This is a genomic window from Nostoc sp. (assembly GCF_036917195.1).
In the GTDB taxonomy this organism is placed as follows: domain Bacteria; phylum Cyanobacteriota; class Cyanobacteriia; order Cyanobacteriales; family Nostocaceae; genus Nostoc.
Genome location: NZ_JBALDG010000077.1, coordinates 123488 through 139453, shown reverse-complemented (window position 1 = coordinate 139453; position 15966 = coordinate 123488). Strand labels below are relative to the sequence as shown.

Sequence of the window (15966 nt, the reverse complement as noted above, 5' to 3'; positions counted from 1 at the left end):
TTATTCTGACTTATTGTCATTCATTACCGATGCCATTGCACCTGGGAACAAGTCATAAGTGTTACCGTCTGATACTTGATTGGGAATACTTTTATAGGAGTGATAAGGAAGGCGATCGCGCTAACACTTTCAATTTAAATGTACTTTATCACCTTACAATCACTCCTATTTTACAAAAAATATTGTATTAATACTCACTAATATACCAGGAGCAAATAAGATGGGATTCATTGAAGATATTACCAAGCTGTCTGAACAAGTCCGTAAGCGGGCTGACCAAGTTGTTGGTGAAGAAGCTACTAAGATGGCACTGATTGTTCCTTTTTTGAGTGCTCTTGGCTACGATGTCTATGACCCTAGTGAAGTAATGCCGGAATACGTGGCAGATTTTGCTATTAAAAAAGCAGGGCAGTTTGAAAAGGTAGATTACGCCTTAGCTATTAACAATAATATAGTTATGCTCGTAGAGGCAAAAGCCCGTGGTCAAAAAGCTGAAGCACATGATGGGCAATTGAGCCGCTATTTTAATGGACTTTTGACAACAAAAGTAGCTATCGTCACTAATGGGGTTGAGTACCGTTTCTTTACAGACTTGCGTGATAAAAATGTCATGGACAAGGAGCCATTTTTTAGTTTTAACATCTTGGAATATGATATCTTAGAATGGAAAAGTCGGCTTAACTCAGTATAATGGCTTCTACTAGTAGCATTAGTTACATCTAACATGACTGCACAAGAAAACTACTATCGTCAACTGGGACTAAGGGACAGAATTCTTAACTTCCCGTTGATGATCGCAGTGGTGCTAACACTGTTATGGCCAGATGTGGCGGAAGTTACAGAACTGACAAGAATGTTAGCCTTGATTGGGCCAACAACAGTACTACACCCGGCATCCTCCGACACCATCAGCCATCATTAAGTCATGCGCTGGTTAGTTACTCGTCATCCCAATTATCATCTTATACATATTCAAAAAAGGGCATTTTTAGACAGGCTATATGAGTTGATTTTAATTATGCAAAGAATCGTAGGCTTGATTGAGTTTGGTAGCTGACTCTTCTAATAAACGTTGTTCATCAGCATTTCTTGGTAACACCAGTTGGCGCTCAATACCTTGGGAGCTAATGATACATGGAAGTCCAAGAACAACTTGATTGCCAACTCCATAGTTAGAATCTGCTCTCACCGATACTGGAAATATCTGCTTTTCATCTCGCACGATGGTATCAACTATTTGACAAACTACTATTGATATGCCATAGCTAGTATTTCCTTTCCGTTCAGAAATGTTATAGCCTCGCTTAGGCGTTAACTCTGCATACTCTTGCTGAATTTGTTCCAGCGTTACTCCTTGTGGTATGGGAAATTCCGTTAACGGAATTCCCCCAATAAATGCACTAGACCAAACGATAAATTCACTGTCTCCATGCTCTCCAATCACATAAACATGAACGTCTTGTTTACTAACATTCAGTCGCTTACCAAGTTGATATCTCAGTCTAGCAGTATCAAGAACGGTTCCCGAACCGAAAATTAAATTTTCTGCTCTCGTGGAACTGGCGATCGCAATCCGCGTTATTACATCCACTGGATTGCTAACAATAAGTATGATTGAATTCGGTGCAACTCGATCCAATTCTTTCATCGTCGAACGCATAATCTCTGCATTGTCGCTCAACGTATCTAATCGGGTCTGTCCTTGTTTATGCGACACCCCAACAGTCACGACAATCACATCAGAATCAGCTAAATCTTCATACTGATTTGATGGTATAATCTCCATATCATTAAGTAGGGGAATGCTGTCTTCAATATCCCATGCTTGCCCCTCAGCTTTTGATAAGGTTCGGTCAAAAAGGACGACTCTTACACATTTACGGAGTAGCACTAACGCATTTGCTACGTCTGCACCCACATTCCCCGCGCCAATCACACCAATTTTGGATGTTTTGCTACTCATGTTATATCTACCTTTTTTGTAACTGAACCAATAAGTATATATTAACTCCAGCTAGTTAGTGCGGAGTGCTATTCTGCAAATATAATTTTTGAATTATAGTATAAAATAGTACTTTTTTCTCTTGACTCAACTTTTATAGCAATTGTAAATTATTTGTGAGAAATTACCAGACTTATTCAGCTTAGAGAAGTAAAAACTTGGACTATTGATTGCTAGCTAAAATAATGCTTTAACTACAGAAAAAGAAAAACAGAAAAAAGAGAACTCTTTGTTAAAAAGTCGATTCAGGGAAGTTTAGTAGAGTTAATGACTCGCTCACTTAGTCAATAAATAACTCAGCTTGTTGAAGTGAAAATAGAACAAGATATTGAAGAAGAGAATAAACAAAAATATCAAGAATCAAAACTACTAACAACTGCTGAATAAATTGAAGCCTTGAAAAAAATTAAAGCATTACCAAACTATAAGGAGTTAAATTTTGAAGCGGAACACAAGGATACTGTTTCATCCTCTGCTATCAATCTTGTTGGCAAAAGTACAGCCAAGTAAATCCTGTGAACGTTTACAATAAAAGCGTCTAAATAATATTACAGAGGTAAATTGATGGCAAGTGAATTTGATGGCAAAGTCGCGATTGTTACAGGTGGGAATTCGGGAATTGGTAAGGCGACGGCGATCGCTTTTGGCAAAGCAGGCGTAAAAGTCGTCGTTGCGGCTCGTCGAGACGAAAAAGGTGAAGAAACCGTGAATCTAATTAAACAAGCTGGGAGTGAAGCCTTGTTTGTTAAAACAGATGTCGCCAAAGTATCTCAGGTGGAAGCACTTGTGAGCACGACGGTAGAAACCTACGGTCGCCTAGATTTTGCATTCAACAATGCTGGTATTCTAGGTGGGAACGCTCCTCTCCACGAACAATCACTTGAACAGTTTGATCAACTTATGGCAATCAATGTACGCGGATCATTCCTATGCATGAAGTATGAAATTGTCCAAATGCTTCGTACTGGAGGAGGCGTGATTGTCAACAATTCTTCGGTAGGTGGACTTATGGCCTCCCCCCGCATTGGACCATACAATGCAAGCAAGCACGCTGTTATGGGTTTAATAAAATCAGCAGCCCTTGATTATGCTAAATTGGGTATCCGGATTAATGCTGTAAATCCTGGCTTTATTGATACAGATATGATGTCCAGTTTCGCAGAGAAAATGGGTGATGCTGAAACTGCAAGTCAAGAGTTGGCAAAAATGGTTCCAATGGGACGAGTGGGCAAACCTGAAGAAATAGCTTCGACTGTACTTTTCTTATGTTCAGAAGCTGCTTCATATATAACTGGTCAGTCTCTGGTTGTAGATGGCGGTTATATAGCCACGTGAGTAGTCGTTTATCAAGTCAAGAAAGAAAAAAACCGTGAAAGCAGTTAATTTTGATCAGCTGACATCACTGATTCTCAGATGTTACGAGGCACAAGCAGCCAAGCATCAAACATTCACCCCAGATGTAATTAGAATCGAAAAATCAGCTTAACTCGGTGTAATTGCTTTTACTAGCAGTTCAAAGGTTGAAACTTTTTGTCCATGTCTCTGAATTTACCATCTGTGTCTACCTATTTTTCGCGGTAGCTAAGTAAATCCTGTGAACGTTTACAATAAAAGCGTCTAAATAATATTACAAAGGTAAATTGATGGCAGGTGAATTTGATGGCAAAGTCGCAATTGTTACAGGTGGGAGTTCGGGAATTGGTAAGGCGACGGCGATCGCTTTCGGCAAAGCAGGCGCAAAAGTCGTCGTTGCGGCTCGTCGAGACGAAGAAGGTGAAGAAACCGTGAATCTAATTAAACAAGCTGGGAGTGAAGCCTTGTTTGTTAAAACAGATGTCGCCCAAGTATCTCAGGTGGAAGCACTTGTGAGCAAGACGGTAGAAACCTACGGTCGCCTAGATTTTGCATTCAACAATGCTGGTATTGATGGTGGGAACGCTCCTCTCCACGAACAATCGCTTGAACAGTTCGATCAACTTATAGCAGTCAATGTACGCGGATTATTCCTGTGCATGAAGTATGAAATTGTCCAAATGCTTCGTACTGGAGGAGGCGTGATTGTCAACAATTCTTCAATGGGTGGACTTATAGCCTTCCCCCGCATTGGACCATATCATGCAAGCAAGCACGCTGTTATGGGGTTAACAAAGTCAGCAGCCCTTGATTATGCTAAATTGGGTATCCGGATTAATGCTGTTAACCCTGGTATTATTGATACAGATTTGATAGACCGTATGATAGAGAAAAGGGATGATGCTGAAACCGCAAGTCAACAGTTGACAACAATGGTTCCAATGGGACGAATGGGCAAAGCTGAAGAAATAGCTTCGACTGTACTTTTCTTATGTTCAGAAGCTGCTTCCTACATAACTGGTCAGTCTCTGGTTGTAGATGGCGGTTATATAGCCACGTGAGTAGTCGTTTATCAAGTCAAGAAGTAGAGTTAATGATTCACTCACTTACTCCAGTAATAGATCAGCCTGTTAAACCTAAAACTTGACGAGTAGTACCCCTTATGGTATTGATTTTGACAAAAAAAAGTGGCTCTGCAATCGGCAGAACCACTAAAGCTTTCGCAAACCTGTTATAACTTAACGAACTGCCCCTTGAGCAGAAACAGTATCAATTGGCTTCATCAGGTACAACCGCAATAACTGCCAGCCATTGGAGATGTAAAGCGGCAGTTTCTGGAAGAATTGCAGGAATTTGGGAGTGTTAGAGTTAGCGATCGCACTCAGCTTCTGATTATTGCTTATACAAGTATCCAACCGCTGATAAAACTCTGGATTCTCTACATCCAGCATCAGCGGGAACACCCTACCTGCGTTTTCGTTAGTCTTCTGAATAACATGGATGTCGTATTCTCGCGCATCCAATCCAAGGGTGGCATAAAAGTCCTTGCGTTGAATGTCATTGAGATACATTGTCGCAAACACCGACAACAGGAAGAACCGACTCCACAGCCGTGCTTTCCAATCATTCAATATTTGCGGCTGGGATTTCATGATCGCATCGAAGAAATCACCGTGACGGTTTTCATCTTGACACCAGTTCTCAAAGAACCGGAAGATTGGATAAATCCGATCTTCGGGATGTGCTTCTAAGTGGCGATAAATGGTGATATAGCGCCAATAACCAATCTTTTCAGAAAGATAAGTGGCGTAAAAGATGAATTTTGGCTTAAAGAAGGTATAATTGCGACTCTTAGTCAAAAACCCTAAATCTAGGGACAGATTAAAGTCCGACATAGCTTTGTTCAAAAAGCCAGCGTGACGTGCTTCATCCCGTGACATCAGGTTAAAACACTCTGCCAAGACGGGGCTTTTGCCTTTCAAGCGACGACCGAGTTCTTTATACAGCAAAAAGCCAGAAAACTCTGCCGTACATGAACGTTCTAAAAATTCAACGAACAACCGGCGAGTCTCCCCATCAATATGATCCCAGGATTGTTCAAACTCGGCATCCCGAACAAAGTGATGGCGGTTGTAGTCAGTGCGAAACTCTTCGAGAATGGCTCTTAACTCGTCTTCGTTAACGGAGATGTCCATCCGCGCCATTTCATCAAAATCGGTAGTATAAAACCGAGGTGTTAACAGGGTTTCTTTTGCCGGGACTTTAATCCCTGGCCGGATTTCTTCAAAGCCTGGTTTTTTGAGGGAATCTACCATGTCTTGATTGCTCTTTCGTCTTTATTATCTTAAGTAGACCCTTCGGGTGACGCTCCTACGTCGCTACCGCTACGCTAACGGCAGTTCCTCATGGGGGAAACCCCCATCGCCCTTGGCGTTTCCCCTTGGGAGAAGACCGAACTGACTTACCAGAAAGCCAAGGGTAAAGCTCTGGCAAGGCGCAACAGCCCACAAGAATCCAATTTGTATAAAGTTCAGTCTACCAAGGTACGGGTTAGAAATTTGCAAGCAAAACATTAAGAGTTGCAACAATAATTCACTGTTTGCGGAATCAAAAATCGCAAATTAGTAGTCAAATAAACGTAGTTCAGTGATCAGGATTGTTTTGATCAAGTGGAGTAGGACGCCCCTCTTGTATTCTGAAAGCACTACTATCTCAGTAATTTTCTTTGGTTTTTATTACAATAAATTAATGCGGTTTTCTCAATACGTTGATCATCTTAAAATTAGCAAACTATGACTAGCATAATTACTGAAAAATTATAATTATTTAGTGATATCTTGCACCCTTTCCAATAACTGTAGGTTGGAGACTGCCCATAAGGTCAAATTATAGTTGGAGTGAACATCAGTACCCACCAACAAAAATTGCCAGAAAGCAACTGGTGTAAGATGTAAATCTAGCTATTCATGCTTGGTATAAAAAACAGTATGGAAAAACTATCTTAGACAACAAGAGCAAATCCAAAGAGTTGAAAACAAGATGAATCTTGAAAATAATCAGCAAAAAGACCGACTTCTTGTCTCTTACATCTTGTGTGCAGTCGGATTTTTCGGGGTGGGAGGGCTGCACCGTTTCTACAATGGCAAGATCGGGACTGGGTTGTTGTGGCTGTTGACCGGTGGTGTGTTTGGTATAGGGCAGGTCGTGGATTTGTACTTCATGCCCGGTATGGTTGACGAATATGAACACAAGCTGAGACTAAAAGCGGGTGTATCTCCCTTAGGTGTACCGTTAAATCAAGCAGTGGTTGCCTCTCAAGTCCATCGGCCAACTGGTAACCAACTGATGATTAAACTAATCGAAGCGGCGGAAAGCAAGGGTGGTATTTTAACTGTCACTCAAGGCGTGAAGTTCACCGGAGCTAGCTTTGTCGAAGTGGAAGCTACTCTCAATGAGATGTACAAATCAGGTTATGTGAAAATTGATAACGACCCCAATACTGGAGCCGTTACTTACCATTTCCACGAACTTTAAGGGGAGTGGGGAAGAAGCAGGGGAGTAGGAGGCAGAATAAAAAATTACCTCTTCCCCCTCTGCTCCCAGCAAGAACTGCCCCTCTGCCTCTTTTCAATGCCCAATGACTAATTTATACCTAACCACTTTTGACCGTCTAAGCGCTGAACTAAGCCAAATACCAATAAATCGAGTGTAATTCTGCGCTCATCGATTAAGAATGACTCAAGAGTGCTAGGTTTTTTGCCTTCATTACAGGAAAATCCCTTTTTCCCTTGAATATCTTCTTCGGGGAAATACAGGTTAAACTGACGCTGACCGATTTCTGTCCAACTGCCGATAATTTGCCAGCATTCTTCGGCGGATTCAAAGCCAGTGATTGGCACCTTTTGCTTGCCAAAAGACACCTGTAAATCTTGCACGCCTTGTTGAGCGATCGCTTTTTGTAAAGCTGGCAAGTAATCTTGCTCGATGAACTCTACAAATGGCTTATCTTCTACAGCTGGGGCTTTTTCCTTTTTGGCGGCTTTAGCTGCGGCGGCTGGTTTTTCTCCTGTTGCTGCGGCTTTTTCGCCTCCTGCGGCTTTTTCTCCTGTTGCTGCGGCTTTTTCGCCTCCTGCGGCTTTAGCTGCGGCTGCGGGTTTTTCTCGCTTGGGTGGTACAGCAGCGGGTTTAGCAGCATTGGGGTTATCTTCAGGATTTGCGGCTTTAGGATCTGGCGCGTTGGCAGTAGGAATATCTGTGGCTTCGGATGAGTCTGTACTAGGAGCGTGTTCTTCAGCTACACTGGGAGCTTGCTTGTCAACAGTGCTGGGAGCTACTTCTCCCGCTTGATTGTGATTGGTTTGGTCTGCCATTGCTCAGGTCAATCCTTTAATCTAGCTTTCGGAGCGATCGCTCACCTTGAGGTATCGAGTATTTTCATTTTGACATAATAGTACCGCAACGTAATAATAACTGTACAGTTAAAAATAACGCAAAGGCTTAGGACATAAGCTTTCTTCCCTTCTGTCCCCTGCCCCTTCAATTTTGGATTTACGGTTTTAGATTGTTCAACAGTACGATGTTTTGCATCCTGTGTAGAGATGTGTGTATACCGTAGCTTAAAAAGGGGAAGATTTTAAGAGCTAACTTTTTAAGGGGCTTGGGGGATCTCTTCTAGGTAAGTCTTATTCAATCCCTTCGGCTTGGTGCAGTCACTCATGGGGAGCCACTGCGGTGGACGGGTTCCCCGGCATAAAGGAGCCAGCGCTGTGGTGTTAGCGCAGCGTTAGCGTTAGCGAAGCGGTAGCGAGGAACGAGCGTCCGTAGGAGCGTCGGCAGTCCGGTCTTCTCCCCTTCTCCCATTCGTGAGAGGCTAGCGCCAAGGGAGAAGACCGCGCTGCTTCACTAAAATCCAAAATCGTTCGACTGAGCGTAGCCGAAGTCTAAAATCTAAAATTCTTCTGCCTCCTTCAAATCCCCTTGAATCCCATACCAGTTTCTACCTGTTGCTGTGCTTGAGTAGAACTCATCTTACCAGACGCAATGCTAGAAGTTTGACGCCAAATACCAACTTGGCTTAAGAATAGACCTATTAAAATCAAGCTACCGCCAATATATTGAGGTCGGGTAGGAGTTTCACCTAAAATTAAATAGGCTGCGAGAATGCCCACAATTGGGCTAAATGAGCTAACTAAGGAAGCCATAGATACAGTGGAAGTTTTCAAGCCTTTAATCAAAAAAGACTGACCTAATACCACAATCAACCCACCATAGAGAAACATCCATTGCCACAAGAACGGTGAGAGGACATTAGCAAAATGATCGCTGCCATACACGACTAAAGCAATGAAGAAAAAGATTACGGTTCCTAGTGCAGTCCGAAAGATGCTATGGATTCCCAGAGGGATCTGCGAAAGGTGTTTCTTACCAATAATCATGGAAACAGCTATAGCCACAGATCCTGCTGCTGCCAAAAGTTCCCCTATGCCTAAACTGAAACCTCCTATGTTCATCATGCCTTCTGTTGGAGGCTGAAGGATGATAGTTAGGATAACACCGACAAAGGCTGCGATCGCTCCGATAAATTCCCAAATATTTACCCGTTCCCTCAATAACCAGACTGATAAAGCCAGAGTTAGAGGCGGTTCCAAACGTCCCACCAAGATGACATTGTTCACTCCTGTGAGTGCAAATGCCTGGAAAATTAAGCCAGGGGCCAACGCACCCGATAAAATAGCTACTGTTGTTAGACTGACCCAATCCTGACTTGAGAGTTGCTTCAAAGTAGCTTTGTTCCACTGTCGCCCATAGATTAGGATCAGAAGTATCAAGGCGCAAAGGTTTCCCACGAATAAAACATTACAAAAAGAAATCGGATTGCGATTGCCTATGAAATGTTCAGCACCAATTTCTGTTAGCTTCCGGGTAACTGCGCCAGATGCTGCAAAAATTAGCATTGCTAGCCAGAGATATGTTTGTCCAGAAATTCTATGAATTAGGCGATGTGGTCTTTTGGGTCTAGTCACAATAACACTACTGCAATGAAAGCATTGCTGATTATATTAAGTTGCCGTCATTCAGTTCTGAATGAGATTTTGTTGAGAAAATACTTAAATTCTGCTGTGACTTAGGGTAACCATGATTGCCTGAGAAAGTGCTGATAATCAACTAAATTTTCTCAAAGGATAAATTCATGAAAATAGTGGCTTAGTTTCAATCAGCTCTCACTCCCACCTGAGATGCTTGGGATGTTCAGGATAAAACAAAGAAGAGAGTATACAAATGAAACTTGCACCCATACTTACAAGTGTCGCCTTGGTTGGTTTTCTCACAGTTTGGGACGCACCATTAAAGGTGATCAATCCGTTATTAGTGCAGGCATCGGCAGCCCAAGAGATGTCTTTAACACAGAAACTAGACTTGCTAACTAAGAGTAAGGGTAAGATTGGTAGTGGTGATCAACTACGTCGTTTCTTTTATGGTGACTTGGAGCCAATCGGTATCCAGGTAGGTGGTGCAGGTCACGTAGTTAACCTTTACAACAAAGCCAATGATATCACATTCTCTTACTGTGCACACTACGATGTGATTGTAGCAATTAAGAAAGGTAAGGTGACTATGTTTGAACCTAGTGAAGTGAAGTAATACTATATCTATCCACTTTTCAATTAATATTTTGCTAAAACCAGAGGAGCTATTTGATTACATCTAGGTTGCGATGTCTGACGACAAGCCGCGCCGCATCCACGCCCTAGTAAAAGTCTGATTTAGTCCTCCACAAAATGCATTAAAGTTCTTGCATAATCAGGTTAAAGGGCAAAGGTAAAAAGAAAATTTAATCTTTTTACCTTTAATAGCTTATTAATTTTATTTATCCTAGATAATGCCAGCTACCATAAAATTGAAGAAAGAGACTTGGGGACAAGGGGAATTTTGCAGATCGGGATTGGAACCCCATCTAAAACCCTAGAGGCCAGAAACGTCTGATAAAAATCCTGGAAAATTTAGCGGCACAGCCAGATTGCAGTGTACCCCAAGCATTAGGTAATAAAACAGTAAACCAAGCAACATCTGATTTTTGGAATTCACCATATATCCATGATTCCCATGCTGATTTTATTTCAGCAAATAATTATTAAAGAATTGCACTATTGTTTGTTGCCAAAAATCAATTAATTCAGCAGTTGCGATCGCAAAATTTCTTGTAGTAGCCCAACTCTTTAAATCAGCAGCTACTTGCATTAGTTGCTTATAGACTTCATCATCAATCCACATGCCAAACTCCTCCCGCACCTGATTAGCAGAAGTTAACATCATTACCAAATCCTGCACTGTTGACAAACCCACTACCATCACACAGGCTAGTACGCTACGGCGTAAATAGAGCAACCATTTAAAATCCTTAAAATGCCCATTCCATAATACTTTTGACTTTTGACTTTTGACTTCCGCCTTGCGGTACTAGTGCCTTCTGTCCGAATTCGTCCATTTGAAGCGGTATAAAGAGTTCTACGAGATTACTGCACCAGCAAAAGCCGAATTTCGACTTGACAGATTTGACCCAATCTTTGGATCAGGCGATCGCGCAATATCATTATTACACCGTGCCAAAATCAGCTTAAACTGCCCCACAGACGTCTCAATCCCTCAAGCCAATTGTTGCAGTCAACGATCATAAGGTTATCTTTAGGTAGGTGCGCTGAATTGGTCATAAGCTCATCTAAATCTAGATTTGTGTGCAGGTTTTGACCTTGAGTCAACCTATCCTGCGTTACACTCAAGTGCAAAGCTAATAGCTGAAGTCCACTCAAATGGACTGGAACCTTTTATTAGTCCTGTTTAAAGGACTTTGGCTATTGGTTCCAGGGATTAAAATCCCTGGTGGGTGAGTGGGTAAGCGAAAACTTCATTAGTTTTGCTAGATGTCCTGCATCTGTGATCAAGGTATTTTGGAGATATGTTGCTTAATGCGATCACCTACAGTGGGCGGTTACGCCATCAGAAAAAGTATTGTATTGCGAAATAATTGTAATAATATTTAACATGAGTTGATGTTGTGTTATTTAGATTAACTATTGCAAAGAAATTCTTTCAGAGTCAGTAGAATGACAAATACAACCAGGCAACTATTTTATAGATTAGTTACCCTGGAACTGTAGACTATGTTTTCAGTCCTGAGTTATTTAAGTATTTTGCCTCTGCGGCATACCAATCAAGACCACACCAAATCCTTCATTAAGAGCTCCCACAAATCATAATGCCTGTGATTGAGAAGAAAAGAACTCGCGATCTGCCCCAAATTAACGAACGAATTCGCTTCCCGAAAATTCGGGTGATTGACACTGACGGTGGCCAACTGGGAATTATGCCCCCATTGGAAGCACTACAACTAGCAGAAGAAAAAGAGTTAGATTTGGTGCTACTCAGTGATAAAGCTGACCCGCCAGTTTGTCGGATTATGGACTACGGGAAATATAAGTTTGAGCAGGAGAAAAAAGCACGAGAAGCCCGGAAAAAGCAGCACACGGCTGATGTCAAAGAAGTTAAGATGCGCTATAAAATAGAAGAACACGACTACAATGTGCGTGTCAAGCAAGCAGAGCGCTTTTTGAAAGATGGCGATAAAGTCAAAGCTACTGTGATGTTCCGGGGTCGAGAAATTCAACACAGCGACCTAGCAGAAGATTTGCTCAAGCGAATGGCAACGGATTTGGAGCCATTTGGTGAGGTTCAACAAATGCCTAAAAAAGAAGGGCGAAACATGATGATGCTCATCTCGCCCAAAAAATAATTCTCTAACTATTTAATAGACCAAGTTTGAAAATCCCCTGACTTATAGCCAGGGGATTTTTTCGTTTTTCGTTTGGATACAACATGCGCCCAAAGGTACTGAGGTCATTTAAATTTATCGAAAATCGATAGTCCTGAAGGCTGAGTGGGAAACATAAGACTCAGTTGCTCAGGACTTTCGCTATTTCCAGGAGATGAGGGACGAGGAGGACAAGGAAGTATTTTCTTCCCCTGCAACGCCAGATCCCTACTCGCCTATTGCGCGGTGATACTACCAGAAAATAAAACTGCATGGAACTGAAAAATCACTGGTTGGTTGCAAATAAAGTTGCTTTACCACGACTATTACAGTGGGTGAATCTCCGACCAGAGGAGAGTGAACGGACTCGGATAATGTTTGTTTTTTACACAACTGTATGTGTAGGATTGCGGTGGGCAGAGGACAGTACGGTGGCGCTGTTTTTGGATAAATACGGAACGAACCTACTGCCGTGGATGTATATTGCCAGTGCCGCTATGAGTGCAGTACTGGTTTTTTTATACTCTTGGCTGCAAAAGATTTTTCCCTTACGCCGGGTGATTGTAGCGATCGCACCTTGCATGTTGATGCCATTAGTTTTATTAATTTTATTACGTTGGGGATGGCATGTTTCATACCTGGCAGTTATTTCGGTATTTCTGCTGCGGCTGTGGGTAGATGCACTTTATGTGGTTAATGACCTCAACACCTCCATTGTCGCCAACCAACTATTTAACATTCGAGAGATTAAGCGCACTTACCCACTGGTAAGTAGTGGTCTTTTGGTAGCAGATGTGATTAGTGGCTTTAGTTTGCCTTGGCTAGTGCAATACACCACGCTGAATAAGATCATCCTCATCGCCTGTATAGTAATTTTATTCGGATCGGGGATTCTCTTCTATTTAACTCATCACTATCGAGCAGCTTTTCCTGAAACTCCACAAAGACTAATTTCTGAAGAACAAGCCTCACGAGAGCGTTTCATTAAAAGTCCGCTGAAACGCTATGTCTGGCAATTATTTGCCTTTGTCGGTCTGTTGCAAGTCATTGGGTTGTTAGTAGATTTTCAATATCTGCGCGAACTTCAATCTAATTTGGGTGATCGAGAACTCGCTAGCTTCTTGGGTCTTTTTGGTGGCATGTTAGGACTGTGTGAGTTGTTGTTGCAGTGGTTTATTTCCAGCCGACTCATCGAACGGATGGGAGTATTTTTCACAGCCACACTTTTACCAATCACCGTAGGCTTTTCACTACCAGGAGTGCTGGTATTCCTATATTTAATTCCAGCCATACAATCGCAAAGCTTTTTTTGGGGTCTGGTGATTGTTAAATTCTGCGATGAACTTCTGCGCTACACCTTTGTCATGAGTAGCGGCCCCATTTTGTACCAACCGATTCCAGAGGCAATTCGCAGCCGGATGCAGACTTTATCTGGCGGAACCGCCGAAGCGATCGCTACAGGTTTGACAGGAGCGCTAATTTTTGTAACTCTATTGTTTTGTGGGAGGTTTGTACCTGTACCCATGCATAAGTGGGTGTTGGTAGCAGAAACAATGCTGATAGCTAGTGCCTGTTTAAAAGTAGTTTGGGAATTGCGATCGCGTTATGTTGAACTATTAGTCTTAAGTGTGGCACGGGGTCACTTAAGTGCAACGAATGTGGGTCTGCGATTCTTTAAGCAGGGGGTAGTCAAAGCTTTAGCAGAAAAAGGCAGTGAGGCTGATAAACGTTCTTGTATTGAACTTTTAGCCCAAATTGATTCCCAAGGAGCTGCGGAAGTTTTAGCACCCCTATTATTCAAGTTAACCCCAGATTTGCAGCGTCAAAGTTTGGAGGTGATGCTGATGGCAGGTGCCAATCCCGCTTACCTAGCCGCCATCCGTCCTTTGTTAGAACAACCCCAACAAACCAACCCTGAAGTTTTTGCTTTAGCGCTGCGCTATGTTTGGCTGGCTGAACCAAATCCCAATTTAAGTATTTTAGAAGAATACTTGAACCCTCGCCAAAACTCACTCATCCGCGCCACTGCCGCCGCTTTAGTCTTACGCCAAGGAACGCCCATGCAAAAGGTAGCAGCCACTCAAACCATGCGCCGGATGTTGACTCATAAGCAAGAACGGGAACGGGTGAATGGAGTCAGAGCGCTCAGAGAAGCAGTTTATTTGCAGGCGTTGCGGATTTACATCCCGAATTTATTACAAGATGAGTCGTTACGAGTGCGCTGTGCTGTATTAGAAATGATTGCAGCAACCCATTTAGAGGAGTACTATTCGGCACTGATTGCAGCACTTTATTATAAATCAACCCGCAGTACAGCAATGTCAGCCCTAATACGACTGGAGAATGAAGCTGTAGAGATGCTGTTGCAGTTGGCTATCAATATTTATAAACCAGAAGTAGTGCGGATGTATGCTTGGCGGACTATTGCTCAAATTGGTACCCAGGAAGCATTGGAGACTTTATGGGAAAACTTGGAATCATCTTGGGGAACTACTAGGGATCATATTCTCCACAGCTTACTAAAAATACACAAACAACCAGGAATTACAGGTTTAGTAGATCGGTTTTATGAAAGTCAGGTAGAAAATTTAATAGAACAGGAATTAAAGTTTTTAGGTGAGATTTACGCCGCCTACATTGACTTCAAAACACTAGACGGAAAAGAAAATTATCAATCAAGTGAGAGGATTGTGATTGTCTCTGAATTATTGCAACGCGCCCTCCTAGAATTGGAATTGGATGTCAAAGAGCGGTTGCTACTGTTACTGAGACTGCTTTACTCGCCAGAAAAGATGCAGGCAGCAGCATTTAATCTGCGATCGCTCTCAGTGGTAAACTTAGCGCGGGGCTTAGAAATCTTAGAGCACACTGTAACTCTGTCTTCAAAGTCTCTGTTGCTGAATACTTTAGATAACCGACCGCAGGCAGAAAAATTGCAACATCTTGTAGAAGCCAAGATCCTAGAATATGAAAATATGGTAGTTAGCGATCGCCTCCACAGATTGCTGATGTTGGGTAACTTGCTTTCTGACTGGTGCCTAGCTTGCTGTTTCCATTTTGCTCAAGTGACTCGCATCCGACTGACAAGTTCTGAGATTTTAATGAGTTTGCGTCATCCAACTGGCTTTGTTAGAGAAGCTGCGATCGCATACTTGCATCTGGTTTCACATCGCGTTCTCCTGCAAATCTTACCCCAGTTACAAAAAGATCCACATCCTCTGGTGGCTGCTCAAGTTAAAGAGTTACTCGAAAAATACCAGTTTAAAAATTACAATTGAAAAAACCTTCGCTGGAATAATTTTATTATTTCCATTTTTTCTAAGTAATAGTATTTAGACTTGTGTTTCTCCATAACCGTAGACTTGAGAAATATTTTCTAGGCGAACAAGAACGAGTAATATCAAGTTCGGGTGATTACTTATAATAAAATTTCTCAATGTAGGTTGGTTGTAGCTTGCTTCCCCGTAGGGGTACGCCAGTGAAACCCAACATTTACTTCTTGTTAATGTTGGGTTGAGGAACGAAACGCAATCTACAGATATTATAAGTGTTTAACCGAACCTGATATAACGCTCTTTCATCACTCTGGTCAAAGAAAAATCTCAGCCAACTTTTAAACAAGAGACACAAACTGGGTTTTGAGCTTTATTTTCTAACATTATGGCGAGAATTATCTATTTTGGCTGAAAGTCTTGTGCAGCAAGGATTATTGTTTTTTATCTAGAGAGAGTGATGAAAGAGCGATAAAAAGTGAATTTGACATTTTAAGCGCTTCTTAAAGCAACTATTGGGTCGAGTTGACCAG

General features: G+C 42.1%; 13 protein-coding genes and 2 pseudogenes. 10 read left to right on the top strand and 5 right to left on the bottom strand.

Annotated elements, in window-relative coordinates; all coding sequences use genetic code 11:
• Positions 1 to 220: 220 nt before the first annotated feature.
• Both V7K40_RS27090 and V7K40_RS27085 read left to right on the top strand, forming a co-directional pair.
• Positions 221 to 691 carry a type I restriction endonuclease gene (locus V7K40_RS27090; protein WP_334965233.1) on the top strand — a complete coding sequence of 157 codons (471 nt, stop codon included), beginning with the start codon at positions 221 to 223 and terminating at the stop codon, positions 689 to 691.
• A gap of 33 nt (positions 692 to 724) precedes the next feature.
• Positions 725 to 862, top strand: a pseudogene (locus V7K40_RS27085) (IS4 family transposase); the annotation flags it as partial.
• 150 nt (positions 863 to 1012) lie between these two features.
• On the opposite strand, the gene V7K40_RS27080 reads toward V7K40_RS27085, so the two are convergent.
• Positions 1013 to 1963 carry an L-lactate dehydrogenase gene (locus V7K40_RS27080; protein ID WP_334965231.1) on the bottom strand — a complete coding sequence of 317 codons (951 nt, stop codon included), beginning with the start codon at positions 1961 to 1963 and terminating at the stop codon, positions 1013 to 1015.
• A 603-nt stretch (positions 1964 to 2566) separates the two neighbouring features.
• Between V7K40_RS27080 and V7K40_RS27075 the strand changes: the two genes are divergently transcribed.
• On the top strand, positions 2567 to 3337 hold the full coding sequence (locus tag V7K40_RS27075) for an SDR family oxidoreductase (RefSeq protein ID WP_334965229.1): 771 nt from the start codon (positions 2567 to 2569) through the stop codon (positions 3335 to 3337).
• Between the two features lie 308 nt (positions 3338 to 3645).
• Positions 3646 to 4416, top strand: a complete 771-nt coding sequence (locus tag V7K40_RS27070; RefSeq protein WP_334965228.1) for an SDR family oxidoreductase — start codon at positions 3646 to 3648, stop codon at positions 4414 to 4416.
• A 177-nt stretch (positions 4417 to 4593) separates the two neighbouring features.
• Here V7K40_RS27070 and acsF read toward each other — a convergent pair whose 3' ends face one another.
• Positions 4594 to 5670: a magnesium-protoporphyrin IX monomethyl ester (oxidative) cyclase gene (gene acsF, locus V7K40_RS27065; protein ID WP_334868580.1), complete on the bottom strand. Its 1077-nt coding sequence runs from the start codon at positions 5668 to 5670 to the stop codon at positions 4594 to 4596.
• Positions 5671 to 5760: 90 nt separating this feature from the next.
• On the opposite strand from acsF, the gene V7K40_RS27060 reads away from it, so the two are divergent.
• Both V7K40_RS27060 and V7K40_RS27055 read left to right on the top strand, forming a co-directional pair.
• The gene (locus V7K40_RS27060; RefSeq protein WP_334965226.1) at positions 5761 to 5931 is read left to right on the top strand and encodes a hypothetical protein; all 171 of its coding nucleotides are present in this window, start codon (positions 5761 to 5763) and stop codon (positions 5929 to 5931) included.
• A 463-nt stretch (positions 5932 to 6394) separates the two neighbouring features.
• Positions 6395 to 6889, top strand: coding sequence for an NINE protein (locus V7K40_RS27055; RefSeq protein ID WP_334965224.1), 495 nt, complete (start codon positions 6395 to 6397; stop codon positions 6887 to 6889).
• A gap of 107 nt (positions 6890 to 6996) precedes the next feature.
• On the opposite strand, the gene V7K40_RS27050 is transcribed toward V7K40_RS27055, so the two are convergent.
• A complete protein-coding gene (locus V7K40_RS27050; RefSeq protein ID WP_334965222.1) occupies positions 6997 to 7725 on the bottom strand; it encodes a DUF2996 domain-containing protein in 729 nt (242 codons plus the stop codon).
• 597 nt (positions 7726 to 8322) lie between these two features.
• Positions 8323 to 9378: a DMT family transporter gene (locus V7K40_RS27045; RefSeq protein ID WP_334965220.1), complete on the bottom strand. Its 1056-nt coding sequence runs from the start codon at positions 9376 to 9378 to the stop codon at positions 8323 to 8325.
• Positions 9379 to 9634: 256 nt separating this feature from the next.
• Here V7K40_RS27045 and V7K40_RS27040 point away from each other — a divergent pair, with 256 nt between their 5' ends.
• On the top strand, positions 9635 to 9997 hold the full coding sequence (locus V7K40_RS27040) for a hypothetical protein (RefSeq protein WP_334724351.1): 363 nt from the start codon (positions 9635 to 9637) through the stop codon (positions 9995 to 9997).
• 335 nt (positions 9998 to 10332) lie between these two features.
• A pseudogene (locus V7K40_RS27035) lies at positions 10333 to 10491 on the top strand (transposase DNA-binding-containing protein); the annotation flags it as partial.
• On the opposite strand, the gene V7K40_RS27030 reads toward V7K40_RS27035, so the two are convergent.
• A complete protein-coding gene (locus tag V7K40_RS27030) occupies positions 10469 to 10741 on the bottom strand; it encodes a hypothetical protein (protein ID WP_334965218.1) in 273 nt (90 codons plus the stop codon). The pseudogene V7K40_RS27035 and the gene V7K40_RS27030 overlap by 23 nt on opposite strands.
• A gap of 868 nt (positions 10742 to 11609) precedes the next feature.
• Here V7K40_RS27030 and infC point away from each other — a divergent pair.
• The gene (gene infC / locus V7K40_RS27025; RefSeq protein WP_334965216.1) at positions 11610 to 12143 is read left to right on the top strand and encodes a translation initiation factor IF-3; all 534 of its coding nucleotides are present in this window, start codon (positions 11610 to 11612) and stop codon (positions 12141 to 12143) included.
• 290 nt (positions 12144 to 12433) lie between these two features.
• Positions 12434 to 15439, top strand: coding sequence for an MFS transporter (locus tag V7K40_RS27020; RefSeq protein WP_334965214.1), 3006 nt, complete (start codon positions 12434 to 12436; stop codon positions 15437 to 15439).
• Positions 15440 to 15966: the final 527 nt, after the last annotated feature.